This window comes from Streptomyces viridosporus T7A (genome assembly GCF_008704515.1).
In the GTDB taxonomy this organism is placed as follows: domain Bacteria; phylum Actinomycetota; class Actinomycetes; order Streptomycetales; family Streptomycetaceae; genus Streptomyces; species Streptomyces viridosporus.
Map to the genome: position 1 here is coordinate 981,443 of NZ_CP023700.1, position 20,989 is coordinate 1,002,431.

17 protein-coding genes and 1 pseudogene are annotated in these 20,989 nt (G+C 75.1%); 13 read left to right on the plus strand and 5 right to left on the minus strand.

Annotated elements, in window-relative coordinates:
- Nucleotides 1–38: 38 nt before the first annotated feature.
- Nucleotides 39–1,154, minus strand: a complete 1,116-nt coding sequence (locus tag CP969_RS04690) for an AI-2E family transporter (protein ID WP_016827686.1) — start codon at nucleotides 1,152–1,154, stop codon at nucleotides 39–41.
- 208 nt (nucleotides 1,155–1,362) lie between these two features.
- Here CP969_RS04690 and lanKC point away from each other — a divergent pair, with 208 nt between their 5' ends.
- From lanKC to CP969_RS04710, 4 genes are all read left to right on the plus strand, one after another.
- Nucleotides 1,363–4,014 carry a class III lanthionine synthetase LanKC gene (lanKC, locus tag CP969_RS04695; protein ID WP_016827685.1) on the plus strand — a complete coding sequence of 884 codons (2,652 nt, stop codon included), beginning with the start codon at nucleotides 1,363–1,365 and terminating at the stop codon, nucleotides 4,012–4,014.
- Nucleotides 4,011–4,139 (plus strand): mycelium formation morphogenetic lantipeptide SapB, encoded by a 129-nt coding sequence (gene ramS, locus CP969_RS04700; RefSeq protein WP_016827684.1) that lies wholly within the window; start codon nucleotides 4,011–4,013, stop codon nucleotides 4,137–4,139. Before lanKC ends, ramS begins: the two co-directional genes overlap by 4 nt.
- A 156-nt stretch (nucleotides 4,140–4,295) precedes the next feature.
- A complete protein-coding gene (locus CP969_RS04705) occupies nucleotides 4,296–6,062 on the plus strand; it encodes an ABC transporter ATP-binding protein (RefSeq protein ID WP_016827683.1) in 1,767 nt (588 codons plus the stop codon).
- Nucleotides 6,059–7,957: an ATP-binding cassette domain-containing protein gene (locus CP969_RS04710; protein WP_016827682.1), complete on the plus strand. Its 1,899-nt coding sequence runs from the start codon at nucleotides 6,059–6,061 to the stop codon at nucleotides 7,955–7,957. Before CP969_RS04705 ends, CP969_RS04710 begins: the two co-directional genes overlap by 4 nt.
- A gap of 49 nt (nucleotides 7,958–8,006) precedes the next feature.
- Here the strand turns inward: CP969_RS04710 and CP969_RS04715 are convergent, their stop codons facing one another.
- Nucleotides 8,007–8,603, minus strand: a complete 597-nt coding sequence (locus CP969_RS04715; RefSeq protein ID WP_026085422.1) for a response regulator transcription factor — start codon at nucleotides 8,601–8,603, stop codon at nucleotides 8,007–8,009.
- Between the two features lie 453 nt (nucleotides 8,604–9,056).
- Nucleotides 9,057–9,299, minus strand: a complete 243-nt coding sequence (locus tag CP969_RS04720) for a hypothetical protein (RefSeq protein WP_004992224.1) — start codon at nucleotides 9,297–9,299, stop codon at nucleotides 9,057–9,059.
- 605 nt (nucleotides 9,300–9,904) lie between these two features.
- Between CP969_RS04720 and CP969_RS04725 the strand changes: the two genes are divergently transcribed.
- Together CP969_RS04725 and CP969_RS04730 are read left to right on the plus strand one after the other, a co-directional pair.
- Nucleotides 9,905–10,759: an endonuclease/exonuclease/phosphatase family protein gene (locus CP969_RS04725; RefSeq protein ID WP_451636899.1), complete on the plus strand. Its 855-nt coding sequence runs from the start codon at nucleotides 9,905–9,907 to the stop codon at nucleotides 10,757–10,759.
- A 219-nt stretch (nucleotides 10,760–10,978) separates the two neighbouring features.
- Nucleotides 10,979–11,563, plus strand: a complete 585-nt coding sequence (locus CP969_RS04730; protein ID WP_039831769.1) for a GNAT family N-acetyltransferase — start codon at nucleotides 10,979–10,981, stop codon at nucleotides 11,561–11,563.
- Between the two features lie 93 nt (nucleotides 11,564–11,656).
- Here the strand turns inward: CP969_RS04730 and CP969_RS04735 are convergent, their stop codons facing one another.
- Entirely contained in the window at nucleotides 11,657–11,965 is a 309-nt protein-coding gene (locus CP969_RS04735; RefSeq protein WP_004992215.1) for a hypothetical protein, read from the minus strand.
- Nucleotides 11,966–11,984: 19 nt separating this feature from the next.
- Nucleotides 11,985–12,398 (minus strand): SRPBCC family protein, encoded by a 414-nt coding sequence (locus CP969_RS04740; RefSeq protein WP_004992214.1) that lies wholly within the window; start codon nucleotides 12,396–12,398, stop codon nucleotides 11,985–11,987.
- Between the two features lie 385 nt (nucleotides 12,399–12,783).
- Here CP969_RS04740 and CP969_RS04745 point away from each other — a divergent pair, with 385 nt between their 5' ends.
- The 7 genes and pseudogenes from CP969_RS04745 to hypF all read left to right on the plus strand — a co-directional run bounded on the left by CP969_RS04745 (nucleotide 12,784) and on the right by hypF (nucleotide 20,987).
- Nucleotides 12,784–13,236: an SRPBCC family protein gene (locus CP969_RS04745; protein ID WP_016827677.1), complete on the plus strand. Its 453-nt coding sequence runs from the start codon at nucleotides 12,784–12,786 to the stop codon at nucleotides 13,234–13,236.
- A 162-nt stretch (nucleotides 13,237–13,398) separates the two neighbouring features.
- Complete coding sequence (locus CP969_RS04750) at nucleotides 13,399–14,877, plus strand: glutamate-cysteine ligase family protein (RefSeq protein ID WP_004992212.1); 1,479 nt, start codon at nucleotides 13,399–13,401, stop codon at nucleotides 14,875–14,877.
- 251 nt (nucleotides 14,878–15,128) lie between these two features.
- Complete coding sequence (locus CP969_RS04755; RefSeq protein ID WP_016827676.1) at nucleotides 15,129–16,796, plus strand: hydrogenase maturation protein; 1,668 nt, start codon at nucleotides 15,129–15,131, stop codon at nucleotides 16,794–16,796.
- Between the two features lie 17 nt (nucleotides 16,797–16,813).
- Nucleotides 16,814–17,314, plus strand: a pseudogene (locus tag CP969_RS34740) (hydrogenase maturation protease); the annotation flags it as partial.
- 162 nt (nucleotides 17,315–17,476) lie between these two features.
- Nucleotides 17,477–17,866, plus strand: coding sequence for a hydrogenase maturation nickel metallochaperone HypA/HybF (locus CP969_RS34745; RefSeq protein WP_451636902.1), 390 nt, complete (start codon nucleotides 17,477–17,479; stop codon nucleotides 17,864–17,866).
- Entirely contained in the window at nucleotides 17,866–18,561 is a 696-nt protein-coding gene (gene hypB, locus CP969_RS04770; RefSeq protein WP_016827674.1) for a hydrogenase nickel incorporation protein HypB, read from the plus strand. The genes CP969_RS34745 and hypB overlap by 1 nt, the downstream gene beginning before the upstream one ends.
- Complete coding sequence (hypF, locus tag CP969_RS04775) at nucleotides 18,558–20,987, plus strand: carbamoyltransferase HypF (protein ID WP_051044451.1); 2,430 nt, start codon at nucleotides 18,558–18,560, stop codon at nucleotides 20,985–20,987. The genes hypB and hypF overlap by 4 nt, the downstream gene beginning before the upstream one ends.
- Nucleotides 20,988–20,989 lie beyond the last annotated feature (2 nt).

A 20,989-nucleotide genomic window follows, 5' to 3' on the forward strand; every position in this document is an offset into this window, starting at 1 on the left:
GCCGGGGACGGGTGCGGAGTGCCGGAGGGGGCGGGCCGTTACGACGGGACGCCGACACCGGTGTCCGGGACACCGGCCCCCGGGTCCTGCGGCGGGTCGCTGAGCTGTTCGCGCACATAGTTCCAGATCACCGCGATCAGCCCGGCGACCGGTACGGCGAGGAAGCTGCCGGCGATGCCGGCCAGGCTTCCGCCCAGCGTCACCGCCAGCAGGACGACCGCCGCGTGCAGGCCGAGCCCCCTGCTCTGGATGATCGGCTGGAACACGTTGCCCTCGAGCTGCTGCACCACGATGATGACGGCCAGCACCAGCAGGGCGTTCGTCAGGCCGTTCGACACGAGCGCGATGAGCACCGCGACGAAGCCGGCGAACAGGGCGCCCACGATGGGCACGAACGCGGCCACGAAGGTCAGCACCGCGAGCGGGAGCACCAGGGGGACGTCCAGGAGCCACAGGCCCAGCCCGACGCCCACGGCGTCCAGCAGGCCGACGAGCGCCTGGGACCGTACGAACGCGCCGAGACTGTCCCAGCACCGCGCGGCCACGGTCGGGATGTCGGTGGCGAGCCGGCCGGGCAGCTGCCGGCCGAGCCACGGCAGGAAGCGCGGGCCGTCCTTGAGGAAGAAGAACATCAGGAAGAGCGCCAGCACCGCCGTGACCACACCGCTGAAGACGGTGCTCACCCCCGTGACGGCGGTGTTGGCGATGGATCCGGCGCTGTCCTGGATGCGGGCGGTGGCGGCGTCGAAGGCATGGGCGATCTGATCGTCGTCGATGTTCAGCGGCGGTCCGGCGGCCCATTCGCGCAGCCTCCGGATCCCTTCGACCACACCGTCGGCCAGTTCGCCGGACTGCGACGCCACCGGCACCGCGATCAGCGCCACGGTGCCCGCCGCCACCAGCAGGAACAGCACGGTCACGACGGACGCGGCGAGTGCCGGGGCCACCCCGCGCCGGCGCAGGAAGCGGGCCAGGGGCCAGGTGAGCGTGGTGAGGAGGAGCGCGACCACGAGCGGCCAGACCACCGGCCACATCCAGCCCACCACCCACAGGACCACCGCGGCCATCACCAGGACCAGCAGCAGTTCGCCGGAGAGGCGCGCCGAGGCCCGGAGCGCGGCGCGGGCCCTCCTCGAATTCAACGTCGCAGACATGGGGGCACTTTATGGGGCCCGGGCGTCGGGAGGGTTCCTGACCCCGTGTGCGCTCGGGCGGGTGCCGGGCAGCACGTCGGCGCGGCACGCCGTTTCCGCGAAGTTACCCGTGCGTTCCGCACATCGGAGTCATGACAGCGGTGACTGTCCGCGGCACCGCGCCGCGTGACAGCGTCTTCCCGTCACCCACAAGTGGGAAGGAGAGGGCGTGAACAAGGGCTATGCCGTGTACTGCGACGCGGACCCGTACTTCTACGACGCTCCGCACCGCACGGCTCCCCGCACCGGTGCGGGGCGGTCCCGGTACGCCGCGGCCTCTCTGCCCGTCCCGGCGGGATGGCAGCAGAACGAGAGCGGGGACTGGCTCGCCCTGCGGCCGGTGGACGCCGACCTCCCCGATCAGGGCTGGAAGATCCACATCTCCGCGTGCCTCGACAACGCCGAGTCCGTGCTGGAGCGCGTCCGCGCCCACTGCCTCGCCCACGGGACGGCCTTCAAGTTCGTCCCCAGCCGCTATCTGCTGCACCAGCGCAACGCCAAGTACGCCGACCGGGCCGGCAGCGGCAAGTTCATCACCGTGTACCCGGCGGACGAGGCGCACTTCGAACGCGTCGCGGGCGAGCTCTCGGACCTGCTGGCCGGGGAGCCCGGCCCCCACATCCTGAGCGACCTGAGGCTCGGTGACGGTCCCGTGCACGTCCGGTACGGCGGCTTCACCCGCCGCAACTGCTACGACGAGAGCGGTGAGCTGCGGCCCGCCGTGGCCCGCCCCGACGGGGTGCTGGTGCCCGACCTGCGCGGTCCCGTCTTCCGCATACCGGACTGGGTGACCCTGCCGGCCTTCCTGCGCCCGCACCTGGACGCCCGCGCCGCGGTGACCGTGACGGACCTGCCGTACACGATCGAGTCGGCCCTGCACTTCTCCAACGGCGGGGGCGTCTACCTCGCCCGCGACACCCGCACCGGCGCACAGGTGGTCCTCAAGGAGGCCCGTCCGCACGCCGGACTGGCCGCCGACGGCGCCGACGCGGTGACCCGGCTGCACCGCGAACGCCGGGCGCTGGAACGCCTGTCGGGCCTCGACTGCACACCCGAGGTGCTCGACCACCTGACCGTCGGGGACCACCACTTCCTCGTGCTGGAGCACATCGACGGCAAGCCGCTCAACACGTTCTTCGCGCGCCGTCACCCGCTCATCGAGGCCGACCCGGGCGAGGAGCGGCTGGCCGAGTACACCGACTGGGCCCTCGACGTCCACGCCCGGGTGGAACGGGCCGTCGCGGACGTCCACGCCCGGGGCGTGGTCTTCAACGACCTGCACCTGTTCAACATCATGGTCCGCGAGGACGGCAGCGTCGCGCTGCTGGACTTCGAGGCGGCGCACCACGTCGACGAGCCGGGCCGGCAGACCGTCGCCAACCCGGGGTTCGTCGCGCCGCCCGGGCGGCGGGGGGTCTCGGTGGACCGGTACGCGCTGGCCTGTCTGCGGCTGGCGCTGTTCCTCCCGCTCACCAGCCTGTTCGCGCTGGACCGGCGCAAGGCGAGACACCTCGCCGACCTGGTGGCGCGTCAGTTCCCGGTCGAACGCGGCTTCCTGGACGCGGCGGTCGAGGAGATCACGGACGGCGTCACGGACCCGCCCGCTGCGCCGCGGGACCCGGAGCCGGTCGTCCCCGTCGAGCCGGGCGACTGGCCCCGCAGCCGGGAGTCGATGGCCGCGGCGATCCGCGCGTCGGCGACACCGTCCCGCACGGACCGCCTCTTCCCCGGGGACATCGCGCAGTTCGCCACGGCGGGCGGCGGACTGGCGTTCGGCCACGGTGCGGCCGGCGTGCTGTACGCCCTGGCCGAGAGCGGGGCGGGACGCCACGAGGACGAGGAGCAGTGGCTGCTGGAGCGGACCAAGCAGCCGCCGTCGGGCATGCCGCTCGGCTTCCACGACGGACTCGCCGGGATCGCCTGGACCCTGGAGCACCTCGGTCACCGCGACCGTGCGCTCGACCTCGCCGAGCTGCTGCTCGACCAGTCCTTCGACCACCTCGCCGCGGACCTGCACAGCGGCACCGCCGGGCTGGGCCTGGTACTGGACTCACTGGCCGCCGCCACCGGCGACACCGCGCTCCGCTCGGCGGCCCTGCGCTGCGTCGATCTGACCGCGCGCTCCACGCCGGCCGCGGGCGAGGCCCCGGCCCGGCCGCCCCGCGCGGGGCTGCTGCACGGGGCGGCCGGACGCGCCCTGCTCTTCATCCGGCTGTACGAACGCACCGGGGACACGGCCCTGCTGGACCTCGCGGGTGCCGCGCTGCGCCAGGACCTCGCCCGCTGCGTCCGGGGAGCGGGCGGTGCCCTCCAGGTCGACGAGGGATGGCGCACCATGCCCTACCTGGGCGCGGGCAGCGTGGGCATCGGCATGGTGCTCGACGACTACCTGGCCCACCGCGACGACGAGGAGTTCGCCCGGGCCAGGGACGAGATCGTGGCGGCGGCCCAGGCCATGTTCTACGCCCAGCCGGGACTGTACCGGGGCGTGTCCGGGATGGTGCTCTTCCTCGGACGCACCGCGGCCACCGGGCCCGGTACGGGGCGTGAGGCCGTCCGGCGCCAACTCGACGCGCTGTCCTGGCACGCCATGTCCTACCGGGGCCGGCTCGCCTTCCCCGGTGAGCAGATGATGCGCCTGTCCATGGACCTCTCCACCGGGACGGCCGGATGCCTGCTGGCCGTCGCCTCCGTGTACGGCGACCCGCCCGCCGGGTTGCCGTTCCTCCCGCCGCCGCCCGAGGGGCGGCGGCCCCCAGAGCCGGTCCCATCCGGGGCCGTGAAAGAGAACCCGTTGCCGAACGAAGGGACGACGTCATGAACCTGTTCGACCTGCAGTCGCTGGAGACCCCCAAGGAAGAGGCCATGGGGGACGTCGAGACGGGCAGCCGCGCGAGCCTGCTGCTCTGCGGCGACAGCAGCCTGAGCGTCACGACCTGTAACTGACGCTCGAGCGGCCCACCGCGGTGACGTGGTGAACCGCTCCGCTCGGTAACGGCGCCCCGGGCTCACCGCCCGGGGCGCCGCTGCTGTGCGCCGGCCAGTACGCCGATGCCGGCCGGCGCCCCCGGGACCGTGGAACGGACGGAGGGAAGTCGGCTGGTGCGCACGACCAAGACCCGGCTGCGGCGGGCACGCGCGGCCCAGGACGGGGCCGGCCCGGAGCCGGGCCGCACACCCGCGGCGCTGGTGCTGCTGTGCTCGGTCGCGGCGGCAGCGACGGCGGTGGCCCAGCCCCTCGTCCTCGGCCACACCCTGGACCTGCTGCTGCGCGGCGGCGACCCGGGCCCCTGGCCGGCCCTGAGCGCCGCGCTGCTCGTCGGCGAGGTGCTGCTCGACAGCCTCACCGCGCTGTTCACCGGCCGCTGCAACGCCGGATGGACGGCGTCGATCCGGTCCCGTGCCTTCACCGGCCTGCTGCACGGCGTACCGGACCGTGCGCGGCCGTACTCCCCCGGCGACGTCGGGACACGCCTCACCCTCAACGCCGCCGACGCGGGAGGCGTCCCCGCGGCCCGGGCGGCGCTGGCGGCCTCGCTCGTCACTCCGGCCGGCGCACTCGTGGCGCTGGCCTTCGTCGACCTGTGGGTGGCGGCGTGCGTCCTGGCCGGGCTGCCCGCGCTGGCGCTGGTGCTGCGGGCGTTCGCACGCGACACCGGTGCGTCGGTGGCCGCCTACCAGCGGGTGCAGTCGCAGATCGCCTCCCGGTTGCTGGAGGCCATGGAGGGGGCGGCCACCATCGCCGCCGCCGGGACGGGCGCACGGGAACGGCGGCGCGTGCTGGCGCCCCTGGCGGAACTCGGCGCGCTGGGCGGGCGGATGTGGGTGCTGCACGGCCGGGCGCTGGCCAGGAGCGGTGTCCTCGTGCCGCTGCTGGTCCTGGCCGCCACGGCCGTCGGCGGCGTGCGCCTCGCGTCGGGCGCCCTGAGCGTCGGCGACCTGCTCGCCGTCTGCCGCTACGCCCAGCTGGCCGCCGGGGTCGGCGGCGCGGCGACACTGCTGGGCGCGGTCGTGCGGGGACGGCGGGCACGGGAGCGCACCCTGGCGCTGGAACGGCTGCCCGCCCTGGCGTACGGGACGTGCGACCTGCCCCCGGACGGCCCGGGCGACCTCGAACTGTGCGGGGTGCGGGTGCTGCGCGACGGCAGGGAGGTGCTGCGCGCGGACGGTGTGCGGGTGCCCGGCGGCAGTACCGCCGCCGTGGTCGGGCGCAGCGGGGCGGGCAAGTCCGTCCTGGCCGCCGTGGCCGGCCGGCTGATCGACCCCGACGAGGGCCATGTGCTGCTGGACGGCGTCCGCCTCGACCGGCTGGGCCGTGAGGCGCTGCGCACCGAGATCGCCTTCGCCTTCGAGCGTCCGGTCCTGGGCGGGGGCACCGTCGCCGAGGCCGTCGCCGCCGGACCGCGGCACGTGCCGCCCGAGCACGTGCGGCGGGCCGTCCGCGCCGCGGGCGCCGACGCCTTCGTACGCCGTCTGCCGCGCGGTTACGACACCCCGCTGCCGTCGGCTCCGCTCTCGGGCGGCGAGTACCAGCGCCTCGGACTGGCCCGGGCGTTCGCGCACGCGGGACGGCTCCTGGTCATGGACGACGCGACGTCCAGCCTGGACACCGCCACGGAGTACGAGGTGGACCGGGCACTGCGCCGCTCGGTGCGGCCCGGGACCCGCCTGGTCGTCGCGCACCGCCCGTCGGTCGCGGCGCGCGCGGACCGGGTGATCTGGCTGGAGGACGGGCGCGTACGGGCGGTCGCGCCGCACCACGAGCTGTGGCGGGAGCCCGATTACCGGGCACTGTTCGGCTCCGGTGGGGACGAGGACCCGGCGCCGCACCGGGACCGCGGGGCCCGGCCCGAGGGGGCGCGGTCATGACCGGCGCCGCGGGCAGCCGTACGCAGGAGAAGGACGCCGGGTCCGGGGCGCTGCGCCGGACCGTGCCGCCGGCCCGGCGCTTCCTCGCCCGCCGCAAGGGGGTGCTGGCGCGGCTCGCGCTCTGGTCGGTGGCCGAGGCGGGTCAGGCCTTCGTGGTGGGCCACGGTGTCGCCCGCGCCGTGGACCAGGGCTTCCTCGCCGGCGACACCCGCCGGGGGCTGGGGTGGCTCGCCGTCGCCGCGGTGGCCGTGCTGCTCGGCGCTCCGGTGATGCGGGGCGTGTTCGCCGAGCTGGCCGGGCTGACGGAACCGCTGCGCGACGGCCTCGTGCGGCGCGCGGTCGACCGGTCCCTGGCCGGGGCGCTGGCCCGGCCGGGCGGGACCGACCGGGCGGCGGTCTCCCGGCTGACGAACCAGGTCGAGATCGCCCGGGACAGCTTCGCCGGTCTCGTCCTCACCCTGCGCTCGTTCGTCTTCACCGCCGCCGGAGCCCTGCTGGGGCTGTTGTCGCTGCACCCGGACCTGCTCGTGGTGGTCCTGCCGCCGCTGCTGGCGGGCCTGGCCCTGTTCCTGGCGACGCTGCGGCCCATGGCCGCGGCTCAGCGGCGGGCCCTGGCGGCCGACGAGGCGCTGGGCGACCACGCGACCCGCGCACGAGCGGCGCTGCGCGACCTCACGGCCTGTGGAACCGGGCCCGAGACGGCGCGGCGCGGCGCGGAACTGGTCGCCGACGCCGCCGCGTCGGCCCGGGTCCTGGCCCGTTGGGCGGCGGTGCGCACGGCGGCGCTCGGTGTCGCGGGCCACCTGCCCGTCCTGATGCTGCTGGTGACCGTGCCGTGGCTGCGCGGCCGGGGCGTGACGGCGGGGGCGCTGCTGGGTGCCTTCACCTATCTCGCCCAGTCGCTGCTGCCCGCCGTGCACACGCTGATGACCGCGCTCGGTGCGGCCGGGTCCCGGCTGCTGGTCGTCGTGGACCGGATCACCGGCCCGGCACCGGCGGCGCCCGCGCCCCCGGCCGGGGGTCCCCCGGCGGCCGGCGCCGTCCCGCCGGCGGACCGCGGCACGTCCGCGGCCCCGGTCGCGGACCGCGGCTCCCCCTCCGCGGCCGAGGAGGTGCCGCGGTCCGTCCGTACCGCGCGCTCCGGCCCTCCCACGGCCCGCCGGCCGGGCGCCGCGGTGGAGTTCCGGGCGGTGACCCTGTCCTACGGCGTCCGTGCGGAGCCCGTCCTCGACTCCCTCGACCTGTGCGTCGCCCCGGGCGAGCACATCGCCGTCGTCGGGCCGAGCGGCATCGGGAAGTCCACGCTCACCCGCCTCGTCGCGGGCATGCTCGCGCCCAGCAGCGGCGAGGTGCGGGTGGCCGGCCGACCGGTCGCCGGGCGCACCGCTGCCGAGCTCGGTGCCCTGCGCACGCTGGTTCCCCAGGAGGCGTACGTCTTCGCCGGCACGGTGGGCGAGAACCTCACCTATCTGCGGCCGGACGCGTGCCGGGCCGACATCGACGCCACCGTCCGCGACCTCGCCCTCCGGCCGCTGGTCGAGCGCCTGGGCGGGCTGGACGCACCGCTGCGGCCGGACGAGCTGTCCCAGGGCGAGCGGCAGCTCGTCGCGCTGGCGCGCGCCCATCTGTCGGCCGCTCCCCTGCTGCTGCTCGACGAGGCGACCTGCCACCTGGACCCGGCGTCGGAGGCGCGGGCGGAGGAGGCCCTCGCGCGGCGGCCGGGGACGCTGCTGGTGGTGGCACACCGCCTGTCGTCCGCCGTCCGGGCGGACCGGGTCCTGGTGCTGGACGGTGTGCGGACGGTGTGCGGCACGCACCAGGAGGTGCTGGCCCGTTCCTCTCTCTACCGTGACCTGACGGGCCACTGGAACGGCGGCCGGCACCGCGAGCCGTGACCGCCGCCCGTCGCGCGGGGCGCGGCGCGTTTCCCGCGCCCCGCCCCGGTCAGGTCCAGCCGCCGCTCTGGACTATGCGGATCGCGTCCACCCGGTTGCGCGCCCCCACCTTCCGTATCGCCGTGGCCATGTAGTTGCGGACGGTGCCCCGCGACAGGTGCAGCCGAGCCGCTATCTCGGCCACCGGCGCCCCCTCGGCGGCCAGGGACAGGACGCTCAGCTCACGGGTGGTCAGGGGCATCCGGGCCCCCTTGAGCAGGGCCACGGTGAGCGTCTCGTCGAGGAACCGCTCGCCCTGGGCGACCGTGTGCACCGCTGTGATCAGCCGCTGGGCGGAGGCGTTCTTGTCGACGAGACCGAGCGCCCCGCCGTCGAAGGCCCGGTGGAGCACCCCCGGCCGTTCCGGGGTCGCCAGGACGACGAGCCGGTCTCCGCACAGCGCCCTGAAGGGCGCGCCCCACTCATCGCCCGCCCCCTCCAGACGGTCCCCGTCGACGACGCACACGTCCATCGGCCCCACCCGGTGGTCCGGTGCGTCGGTGCGGGGACACAGGGACGAGACCTCCAGTGCCTCGTCGGATCTGAGCAGTTGTACCAATGCCGAACGAAGGAGCCCCTCGTCGTGCACCACGAGCACCCGAACCATTCTCATCCCGCCCCTCTTTCACCGGCCGTTTCATCGGCCGGCCGAACGCCCTCCCCGAGCCAACGGGCCAAGTGCCCTCTTCCACGTCACGGGAACACGGCCCCTGCGGACGGGACAGACGCACCGGTACCAACAGGCCGTTTTCCACGCCCCGAACGAGCGGGAAAGCAGGGTGCGGCCGCACGGAAAAGGCGAAGACCCATGGGGTGGAAGGGCGGGGTCCGCTCATCGGCGACCGGACGGTGCGGGCACCCTGTCCCCCGGTCACCGGACAGATGCCTGGCCGGGGCCGCGCGCGCCCCGCCGCACGGGGCCGTCCGCGGTGCGGCGGGGCGCGTACGGGGGACGCTCCGTCCGGCCGGGATCCGGCCGGAAAGAGACGTCGTCCAATCTGGCGTGAAACGCACCGGCCCCTCTTGCGCGCCGGCGCTTCCCGCCTCGTCCGCGTACCGGTCAGTCGACCGCCGGGCCGGCCTTCTCGGTGCCGGACAGCCGGGCCAGGAACCGGTGGCAGCGGGCCGCACGCTCCGCGTCCTGTTCCATGACGGTCCGGAAGAAGTCGGCGATCTCCTCCTCGTTCGCGTTCTCCGCGTCACGTACGTACTGGCCGTAATCGTGGCCCGCCTTCAGCGAGTGGTACTGGACGGAGATGAGGTCGTACACCAGGTCGCTGAATCCCGTCTCACCCGTCGCCATGAGTCCTCCCGGGATGTGTGGGGAACGGATCGAGGACCGGGTATCCCTCCTTCGCGGGTGAAACCGGCGCGGTGACCGGGCGGGCGCGGGCGCGGGGAGGGCGGGACTCCCGGGGCGGACCGAGGTCGTGGGCGGCCTCGATGCCCGGGGAACGCCGTCGTGCGGCCCTCGGGGGCGCCGCCGCGGTACTCCGCACGACGCCCTCGCCCCGGTCCCCGGAGGAGGCCGCCCGCGAAGAGCGCCGGCCGGCCCTCCCGCCCCTTCCGCGTCCTCACGTCCTCGCGTGCTCACGTCCTCGCGTCCTCCACCGGTGGCTGCCCTCCCCGGGTCCGACCGGTCCGCGGCACGGTGGGGGCGGTCTCCGGGAAACCGATGCGCCCCCGGGCCCGTCCTGAAGGACGAGGTCGAGTGGACGGGAAACCATGGCGGGTCGGGTGGACAGCGGTACGGCGCCGGCGGTGCGGACGGCACCGCGCCGGTGGGCGGAGCGGTGGGCTCCGGGCGGGGGCGACACGAGGAAAACGCGGGGCCGGCCGGTCCGGACGCGGGGGCGGGTGATCGCCGCGCTCGCGGGGGTGACCGCCGGGCTCCTGGCCCTCCACCGGATGGTGCCCAACTCCGTGGGCCGCGCGGGCAGTCTGCTGGAGTCGTTCCTGCCGTGGCTGGGGCTCGTGGTCGTGGGGCTGCTCGGCACGGCGCTGCTGCGCCGTTCCGCGACGGCGCTGGTGGCCCTGCTCCTGCCGGTCGCGGCCTGGACGTACCTCTTCGGCGGGCTGCTGCTGCCCGGGTCCGGGCCGGGCGCGCGCGACCTGGTCGTGGTGCAGCACAACGTCAGCGACGAGAACCCCGACCCGGCGGGCACGGCCCGCGCCCTGGCCGCCGCCCGGCCCGATCTCATCGCGCTGCAGGAGCTGGTGCCCCGGGCCCTGCCGGTCTACGAGAGGACCCTCGCCGCGCACTACCCGTACCACGCGGTCCGGGGCACCGTCGGGCTCTGGTCGAGGTATCCGCTCGCCGATGCCCGGCCGCTGGACATCAGGCCCCGCGGGATCACCGGGTTCTGGGAGCGCGGGCTGCGCGCCGTGGTCCGCACGCCGCACGGCGACGTCGCGGCGTACGTCGCGCACCTGCCCTCGGTCCGCGTCGGGGCGGGCGGCCTCGCGTCCTCCCGGCGCGACGAGAGCGCCGGCCTGCTGGGCGAGGCCCTCGCCGCCGAGGACCTCGAGACCGTCATCCTGCTGGGAGACCTGAACGGCACCGTCGACGACCGCGGTCTGGCGCCCGTGACCTCACGGATGAACGTGGCCGAGCGGGGTTTCGCCTTCAGCTTCCCGGCCGCCTTCCCCCTGGCCCGGATCGACCAGGTCATGGCCCGCTCGGCGACCGTCGGCCGCATCCGCGCCCTGCCCGCCACCGGCAGCGACCATCTGCCGGTAACGGCGCGGATCGCGCTCGACTGACGAACCGGCTGACAGAGCGGCCCCGTTCGTCCGCTTCCGCGTGCGCACCCCGTCCGCCTCCGCGTGCGCGCCACGGCCCCGGCCGTCCGCGCGGCTCCCGCCCGCCGGGGCTTCACCGGTGGTGCCCCCGGGGAAGACCGGCCGGGACGGCGGTCGCCGCACGGTACGGGCGGTGAAAACACATTGCCGGTGTCCACCGGTTGCGAGAGCATCCGGTGCGTGGAAGAGCCTGCCGAGATCCTGCGCTGCGAGCGGGTGGAACTGCGCCGGTGGCGCGTGGATGACCTCGACGCCCTGGAACGCATGATCCGCGAGTCCCTGGAGCATCTCGTGCCGTGGATGCCCTGGGCCTCCGACCCGCCCGACCGGCAGCAGCTGGCCGATTTCCTCGCCCGGAACCAGGAGCAGTGGCAGACCGGGGAGGCCTACGCCTACGCCATCACCTCGGACGGGGCGATGGTCGGAAGCTGCGGGCTCTACCGCCGCGTCGGCGCGGGCGGACTCGACATCGGCTACTGGCTCCACCCCCACTGGACCGGACGGGGGCTGGCCACGGCGGCCGCGGCGGCTCTGGTCCGGCAGGGCTTCCGGCTGCCGGGCGTCGACCGCGTCGAGATCCGCCACGACGCCGCCAACCCGGCCAGCGCAGCCGTCGCCCGCCGCCTGGGGTTCGTGGAGGTCGGGCGCGCGCCGGTGTCCGCGGGGCCGATCGCGCCCGCGGAGGTGGGGATCGAGGTCGTCTGCCGGATGACCGCGGACCGGTGGAAGGCCGGGACGGCCGTGCGGACCCGCCGGGCGGGCTGAGCGGCGCGGGGCCGGTGCGACGTGGGCGGTCCCCACCGGCCCGTCCCGCGCGTCGCGCAGCCGGCGTCCACGACCGGCGTCCACGGCCCGTGTTCACGGCCGCGGATTGACGCGGTGCCACCGCGGACGCGCGTCACCGCCGCGGCGTCCGGCGACGGACGCGCAGCGCGGGCACTGGCGCCGGACCCGGTCCGCCGCGCCCCCGGACTCCGGGAAGGTGTCCGGCCAGGAGACGTGCGGGAACCGGATCAGCCGCGAACGGCTGAGGGACAGCCCGCAGACGGTCTGGTTCTGGCCCGGCTCCCAGGCGTGGACCTCACCGGCGGGCAGCCTGCGACGGCCCTCCTCCTCGTCGGTCCACTGCCCGGAGGCGGCCACCGCGTACTGTTTCGGGCGAGGCATGTCGTCGTCCCGGTCCGGGTCAGCCGGCCGCGTTGTCGACGCGCAGCCGCACCTGCTCCTCCAGTCGCCGGAGACTGGTGTCCAGGGCGTCGCGCACGACCTGCTCGCCCGGGTCGTGGCTGTCGTCGAAGAAGGACAGGTGCACCGTGACCTCGCTGGCCCCGCTGTCGATGCCGGCCACCTGGAGCCAGCCGGTGTAGTCGCCCTGGTCGCGCGTGCCCCATTCGAGCCGCATCTGGTCCCGCCGGGCCCGCAGCAGGGCGGCCGTGTCCTCGTCCGAGCGGTCCTCGTGCACGGTGACGGCGGGCAGGTCCTCGGCGTGCAGGTGCAGGGCTTCCGGAAGCCAGCTGCTCATCTGGTCGACGTTGGCCGCCTGGTCGAAGACCTGCTCCGGCGCGGCGGGCATCGTGCGTGAGTGTTCGTACTCGGTCATTGCGGTACCGCTCCTCGGTGCGGGGGTGGAACGGCGGGCGGGGTGGTCGGCGCCTTCGAGGGAACTCTGCGGATCGATCGGTCGACACCGGCCAGGGGAGCCTCCCGTCCCGGAAGGGCGCGGCGGACCCGCGCCGGGACGTCTCGGGTACCCAGGGCAGCGGGATGGATGGCCCCGAACGGGCCTCGGAAGGAAGATCTCCTCCGGACGGAAGACCGAGCGGGCCGGTCCTTCGGTACCGGTGCGGCGCGGCTCTCGGCCACCGCCCGGGCCGCGCTCGTCCCCGTGGGCCGGGCGGGGGGCCCGGCGACCGATGACTTCGCCGGCCCCCGCCCGTCTACAGACGCGACGGATCCCGACCGGGCACGAGGCGGAGGACAACGACATGAGCACCGAGCGGACCACCACGGGCAACGGCTTCTCCTACACGCTGACCAGGACGCTGGACGCCCCCGCGGGCACGGTGTGGCAGGCGTGGACCACCCCCGGGCACTACGCCCGGTGGGCCCACGCCGTCCCCGGCTCCGTCGAGATGGACGTACGGCCGGGCGGCGCGTGGAAGTCCACGATGCTCACCCCCGACGGCGGCCGGTTCCCGCTGACCGGCTCCTACCTCGAGGTCGACGAGAACCGTCTGCTGGTGCTCGGCATGGACGTCCCCGGCAAGCCCGAACCCACCACGATGAGCATGGAACTCGCCGAGGAGGGCGGTCGGCGGACGCGGATCGTGCTCCGCCAGACGTGCGACACGGCGCAGGAGCGCGACATGGCCGAGCAGGGCAGCACCATGCTCCTCGACGGCCTGGCCGCCTTCCTGGCCGAGGGCCCGACCGGCTGAGCCCTCCCGGGACACCGGCCGGCGAGCGCGTCGGGACCGGCCGGCGCGGGTGAGGTGCTGCGGCGCCTCACCCGCGCCGCCATCCCGCGTGGTCGGGTCCGCCCGGTGGTGCGACGCTGGGGTGGACAAGGTGTCCGAGGACCAAACCCGGGAGGGAGACCGATGGGACGGGACGTCCCGGCGCTCACCTTCACCCGCGAGGACCGCCGCCGCTACCGGATCAAAATGCAGGAGTGCCTCGAGGCGTTCGCCCAGATGCTGCGCGATTCACGGTTCGAGTCCGCGCGGCCCCAGGTGGGGCTCGAGATCGAACTGAACCTGGTCGACGAACGGGCCGAGCCCGCGATGCGCAACACCGACGCGCTCGAGGCGATCGCGGACCCGGCCTGGTCCACGGAGCTGGGCCGGTTCAACCTCGAGATCAACATTCCGCCGCGCCGTCTGACGGCGGGCGGACCCGACTCCTGGGAGTCCGAGATCCGCGACGCGCTGAACCACGCGGACCGGCGCGCCCGGTCGGTCGGCGCGCACCTGATCATGACGGGCATCCTCCCCACCCTGCGGCAGGAGGACGTCGGCGAGTCCGCGCTGTCGGAGAACCCCCGCTACCGGCTGCTCAACGACCAGGTCTTCGCGGCGCGCGGCGAGGACCTGCACATCGAGGTGGACGGCGTCGACCGGTTGCGGACCTACGCGGACACGATCACCCCGGAGGCCGCGTGCACCAGCACCCAGTTCCACCTCCAGGTGTCCCCGGAGCAGTTCGCCGACTACTGGAACGCGGCGCAGGCGATCGCCGGGGTCCAGGTCGCCCTGGCGGCCAACTCGCCCTTCCTGTTCGGCAAGGAGCTGTGGCACGAGACCCGGATCCCGCTGTTCGAACAGGCCACCGACACCCGTTCGCAGGAGATCAAGGTGCAGGGGGTACGGCCCCGGGTGTGGTTCGGGGAGCGCTGGATCACCAGTGTCTTCGACCTCTTCGAGGAGAACCTGCGCTACTTCCCTGCCTTGCTCCCCCTGTGCGACGACCAGGACCCCGCGGAGACCCTGAACCGGGGCGACGTCCCGGAACTGGGCGAACTCACCCTGCACAACGGCACGATCTACCGCTGGAACCGCCCGGTCTACGCCATCGCCCACGACAAACCCCATGTGCGGGTGGAGAACCGTGTGCTGCCGGCCGGCCCGACCGTCGCCGACACGCTCGCCAACGGCGCCTTCTACTACGGGCTCACCCGCGCCCTGGTGGAGGAGGACCGTCCCGTGTGGTCACGGATGTCCTTCTCGGCCGCCGAGGAGAACCTGCACACGGCGGCGCGGCACGGCATCGACGCCCGGCTGTACTGGCCCGACATGGGCGAGGTACCGGCGGCCGAGCTGGTCCTGCGGCGGCTGTTGCCGCTGGCGCACCGCGGGCTGGAGCGCTCCGGCATGGACGAGGCATGGCGGGAGCCGCTGCTCGGGATCATCGAACAGCGGTGCGTCACCGGCCGCAACGGGGCCGTGTGGCAGAAGGAGATGTTCCACCACATCGACGCCACCGCCCACTGCAGCCGTCACGAGGCCCTGCGGCGGATGACGCAGCAGTACATCGACTACATGCACCTCAACGCCCCGGTCCACACCTGGCCCGTGGACTGACCCGCAACGGTCTCCGCGCGCCGCTGCCGCCGGCGCGGGGCCGCGCCGGCGGACGGGACGCGCGCCCTCGGCGGCTTCGGCGCGCCCGTGGCCCCTCGGGCGCCGCCGTCCCCGCAGGCGGCCGGAACTATCACTCTCACGAGTGACGAGCGGGATTCGTGTCGACGTTCGCGGCTCGGTATGTCCGACCATCGCAGACAGCCGGGCCGCCCCTCGCCGACGGCCAGAGCACCTCCGGAAAGGCCGTCGCCATGCGCATCCTGCTCATCGCCAGCGCTTACAACAGCCTCACGCAGCGGGTGCACGCCGAGCTGCGCGACCACGGGCACACCGTCGCCGCCGAGGTGACGCCCGGGAGCGAGGACGTGGTCCGCGCCGTGGACCGGCACGCGCCCGACCTGGTCCTGGCGCCCATGCTGAAGACGGTCATCCCCCGCGAGGTGTGGACGGCCCGGACGTGTCTGATCGTGCACCCCGGGCCGGTCGGCGACCGGGGCCCGTCCTCCCTCGACTGGGCGATCCACGAGGACGCCGGTGACTGGGGGGTCACCGTCCTGCAGGCCGAGGAGGAGATGGACGCGGGGCCCGTGTGGGCCACGGCGGCCTTTCCGGTGCCACGGGTGGCCAAGAGCGACCTGTACCGCAACGAGCTGTCCGACGCGGCCCTCGACGCCGTGCTGACGGCCGTCGAGCGGTTCGCCTCCGGCAGCCACTCCCCCGTCGACCAGCGCGACCTGCCGGGCGCGCCCGGCGTCCGGAGCCGTCCCCCGATGCGCCAGGAGACGCGCCGTATCGCCTGGGCCGACGATCCGACCGGGACGGTGCTGCGCACCCTGCGCGCCGCCGACTCCCAGCCCGGTGTCAGGGACGAACTGCTCGGCGGGGAGTGGTTCCTGCACGGCGGCCACCCCGAGCACCGCCTGCGCGGACGTCCGGGCGAGCTGCTGGCGACCCGGGCGGGCGCGATCTGCCGGGCCACGACGGACGGCGCGGTGTGGATTCCGGAACTGCGGGCCCGGACCGGTCCCGGCGCCGTACGCGCCTGCAAGCTGCCCGCCGTGCTCGCCCTGGCCGGACGCCTGCCGGACCTGCCGGAGCTGCCCGCGCCCGTCCTGTGCCCCGACTCCGCCGCCACCTGGTCGGACATCCGGTACCGGGAGGAGGGCCCGGTGGGGGTGCTGTCCTTCTCCTTCCCCGGCGGCGCGATGTCCACCGACCACTGCCGGCGGCTGCTGGACGCCTACCGGGCGGCCTGTGAGCGGCCCACCGAGGTGCTGGTGCTCGGGGGCGCACGGGACTTCTTCTCCAACGGCATCCACCTCGGCGTCATCGAGGCGGCGCCCGACCCCGCCGTGGAGTCCTGGGCCAACATCAACGCCATGGACGACCTCGTCGAGGCCGTCCTGACCACCACCGACCGTCTCGTCGTCGGCGCGATCGGCGGGAACGCGGCGGCCGGCGGCGTCATGCTGGCGCTGGCCGCCGACGAGGTGTGGTGCCGCTCCGGCTCCGTGCTCAACCCGCACTACCGGCTCATGGGCCTGTACGGGTCCGAGTACTGGACGTACAGCCTGCCGCGTCGGGTGGGCGCCGCGACGGCACGGCGGCTCACCGAGGACGCGCTGCCGCTCAGCGGCGAACGGGCCCGGGACACCGGTCTGGTCGACCGGGTGATCGCGTGCGCTCCCGCGGACTTCACCGCCGAGGTCACCCGGCTGGCCCACCGCTGGGCCGGCTCCTCCGGGGCGCAGTCGCGCCTCGCCGCGAAGAAGGCCGAGTCCGAGCACCGGGAGGCCGTCACCCCGTTGGCCGCGGTACGGGAGCGGGAGCTCGCGCACATGCACAGGATCTTCTTCGACCCCGACGCGCCCTATCACGCGCTGCGCCGGGCCTTCGTGCGCAAGGAACGAACGTCGTGACCACCGAGGGGAGCCCCATGACCACCGGCGCGCCGCGCCCGCACACCCTGGTCGCCGGGGTCGGCAACATCTTCCTCGGCGACGACGGCTTCGGCGTCGAGGTGGCCCGCCGCCTGGCCGGGCAGCCGCTGCCGGAAGGCGTCGAGGTCGCCGACGTCGGCATCCGCGGCGTCCACCTGGCCTACCAGCTCCTCGACGGGTACGACACGCTCGTCGTCCTCGACGCGACGGCACGGGGAGGGGAGCCGGGCACGCTGTACCTGATCGACGCGGCGGAGCCCGCCGACGGGCGAGCGCCGGACGGCCTCGCCCTGGACGGTCACCGCATGTCGCCCGACGCGGTGCTCGCCCTGCTCGGCACCCTGTGCGCGGGCACCGGCGCCGTGCCGCCGCGGCGCACGTGGCTCGTGGGCTGCGAGCCCGGCACCGTCGAGGAGGGCGTCGGCCTCAGCCCGCGGGTGGCCGCCGCGGTGCCCGAGGCGGTGCGCATGGTCACCGACCTGGTCCGCGACGAGGCCGTCGTCCGACCGCGGACCGCCGCCGCGACCGCCCCGGACGGCGTGCACCGAACGAGCTATGCGTCCCCTCCCTCCCGGCGTGCCGGTCCGACCGCCGGCCCGGCCCCGCCTCTAATGGGCGCGAGAACCACCCCCGGCCAGGACGGAGCGGCGATGCACGAGATGTCCGTCGCCCTGTCGGTCGTGGACCACGTCGAGCAGGCGGTGCGGCCCGACGGCGCGCACGGGGTGCGCCGGGTCCACGTCGAGATCGGCGAACTCGCCGGAGTCGTTCCCGACGCACTCGCGTTCTGCTTCGAACTCGCCTGCTCCGGCACGGTCCTGGAGGGGGCCGAACTGGTCACCCGGTTCCTCCCCGGCCGGGCCTCCTGCGCACCGTGCGGGCGGACCTGGGACACGGGGATGCCGCCCGACATGACCTGCGCCGCCTGCCGCGGAGGGGCCACCGAACTGCTCTCGGGCCGCGAGCTGCGGATCACCGAGGTGCACTGGTCCGCGGAGCCCGCCGCGCCCGACCCCGGCCCGGCACCACACCCCGAGGAGAGCAGATGATGTGCCGCACAGTCGACCTCCGACAGGCCGTGCTCGCCAAGAACACGATGGCGGCACGCATCCTGCGCACCGAGCTGACGGCCCGGGGCACGACGGTCGTCAACCTCCTGTCGAGTCCCGGCAGCGGGAAGACGGCGCTGCTGGAGCGTGAACTGCTGCTGGCGCGGGAGCGCGGCGTCGCGACCGCGGCCCTCACCGCGGACCTCGCCACCGAGAACGACGCCGCCCGCCTGGCCCGTTCGGGCGTCCCCGTCAAACAGGTGCTCACCGACGGGCTGTGCCATCTGGAGGCGGACATGCTCGCCGGGCACCTGCACGACTGGCTGCCCGACGCCACCCGGCTGCTCTTCGTGGAGAACGTGGGCAACCTCGTGTGCCCGGCCTCCTACGACCTGGGCGAGTCCCTGCGGGTCGTCCTGGCGTCCGTCACGGAGGGCGAGGACAAGCCGCTGAAGTACCCCACCGCCTTCGGCCTGGCGCAGCTGGTGCTCGTCACCAAGTCCGACCTGGCCGGACCGGCCGCGTTCGACGAGGCCGCCTTCCGCTCCCACGTGGAGCGGGTCAACCCGGGCGTGGACGTGGTGCTCACCTCCGTACGGACCGGCGAGGGCGCCGGTGTGCTGGTGGACCGGGCGCTGGCGGTCGCCGAGGGGGAAGCAGTCCACACGCCGGTGATGGCGCGGGCCCGGGCGTGAGCACCGCTCCCGGCGTCCGTCCCGGGCCGGCCCGGGACGCCCCTCCCGTGCGGCGCGCCCGTGTCGTCGTACGGGGCGTGGTGCAGGGCGTGGGCTTCCGCCCCTACGTGTACGGGCTCGCGACGGACCTCCGGCTGGCGGGGCACGTGACCAACACCGGGGAGGGCGTGGTGGTGGAGGTCGAGGGGGCCCCTTCGGCCGTCGACCGGTTCTGCGCGCGTCTCGTGCCCGGCGCGCCGCCCCTCGCGAGGGTGGAGTCGGTGGAGACGGCGGAGGTGCCCGCGACGCGGGAGAGCGGCTTCGGCATCGTGGCGTCCCGAGCCGGCGGCCCGGTGCGCACGCTCGTTCCGCCGGACACCGCGACCTGCCGCGACTGCCTGGCCGAACTCGGTGACGCCACGGACCGGCGCCACGGCCACCCCTTCATCACGTGCACGCACTGCGGGCCGCGTTTCACCATCGTCACCGGTCTGCCGTACGACCGCGAGCACACCACGATGGCGGGTTTCCCCCTGTGCCCCGACTGCGCCCGCGAGTACCACGATCCGGGCGACCGCCGCTTCCACGCGCAGCCGGTCGCCTGCCCCTCCTGCGGTCCGCGCCTGCGGCTCGTCCCGGGCCCCGGCGCGGCCGGCGTGCCGCTGCCCGCCGACCCGATCGGTGCGGCGCGCTCGCTGCTCGCCGCGGGTGCCGTGCTCGCCGTCAAGGGCATCGGCGGCTACCACCTGGCCTGTGACGCCACCCTGCCGCGGGCGGTCGCCGCACTGCGGCGCCGCAAGGCCCGCGGGGACAAGCCGTTCGCGCTGATGGCCCGGGACGTCGGGGACGTCGAGCACCTGGTCCACCTCGGCCCGGCCGAAAGGGAACTGCTCACCGGGCGGGTGCGGCCCGTCGTCCTGCTGCGGCGGCGGGCCGGCGTCCGTCCGGTCCCCGGGGCGCCCCTTCCCGCCGACTCCGTCGCGCCGGGCAGCCCCGACCTCGGCGTCATGCTGCCGTACACCCCCGTGCACCACTTGCTGCTGGGGACGACGGAGCCGGACCCGGCGGCGCCCCGGCTGCTGGTGATGACGAGCGGCAACGTGTCCGGGGAGCCCATCGTCACGGACGACGACGACGCCCTGGAGCGGCTGGCCGGGCTGGCCGACGCGTGGCTGACGCACGACCGCCCCGTCCAGGTGCCGTGCGACGACTCCGTCGTCCGCGTCTGCGACGGCGAACCGCTGGTGCTGCGCCGCTCGCGCGGCTACGCGCCGCTGCCGGTCGCGCTGCCCGTGCCGGTGGTCCCGGCGCTCGCGGTCGGGGGCGACCTGAAGAACGTCTTCTGCCTCGGGCAGGGCGACCGGGCCTGGCTGTCCGCCCATGTCGGGGACATGGACGACCTGGCCACCCAGCAGGCGTTCGGCCGTGCCGAGCGGCACCTGGAGTCCGTGACCGGCGTGCGGCCGACGCTGCTGGCCGCCGACGCCCATCCCGGGTACCGGTCGGGGGCGTGGGCACGGCGGCACGCCGGCGGCCGCCCCGTGGTCCGGGTGCAGCACCATCACGCCCACATCGCCTCGGTACTGGCCGAGAACGGGGTCGCGGAGGGCACGCGCGTGATCGGGGTCGCCTTCGACGGCACCGGGCACGGGGACGACGGCGCCGTGTGGGGCGGGGAGTTCCTGCTCGCGGACTACGACGGGTTCCACCGGTTCGCGCACCTGGCCTACGTACCGCTGCCCGGCGGCGACGCGGCGGTGCGCCGGCCGTACCGCATGGCGCTGGCGCACCTGCATGCGGCGGGCATCGCCCCCGCCCCGGACCTGCCGTGCACCGCCGCCTGCCCGGAAGCCGAACTCCCCGTGCTGCGAGCCCAGTTGGCCCGAGGGCTGAACTGCGTGCCGACCTCCAGCATGGGCCGTCTCTTCGACGCGGTCTCGTCCCTGGCGGGGGTGTGCCACCGCGCGGGCTACGAGGCCCAGGCCGCCGTCGAGCTGGAAGCGGCGGCGGTGGCGGCCGGTGACGAGGCGGCGGATCCGCGCTACGCCTTCCGCCTGTCCGGCCGTCGGGGGCCGGGGGCCGGGCCGTCGACCGCCGACCCGGGGCCGCTGCTGACGGCGGTCGTCGAGGACGTGCGGGCGGGGGTCGCGGCGGCGGTGATCGCCGCCCGCTTCCACCGGGCCGTCGCCCGGCTGGTGCGGACGGTGTGCGTCGCGGCGCGCGAGGCGGCCGGCCTGCGGACGGTGGCCCTGACCGGCGGTGTGTTCTCCAACGTGCTGCTGGCCTCGGCCTGCGCCCGCGAGCTGCGGGCGGCCGGTTTCACCGTGCTGCGCCACCGGGACGTCCCGCCGAACGACGGCGGCCTCGCCCTCGGTCAGTTGGTCGTGGCGGCCCGGGCGGCAGCCGGGCCCGATGACGGGCGCGGGCCCCGCCCGCGCGACAAGTGAGG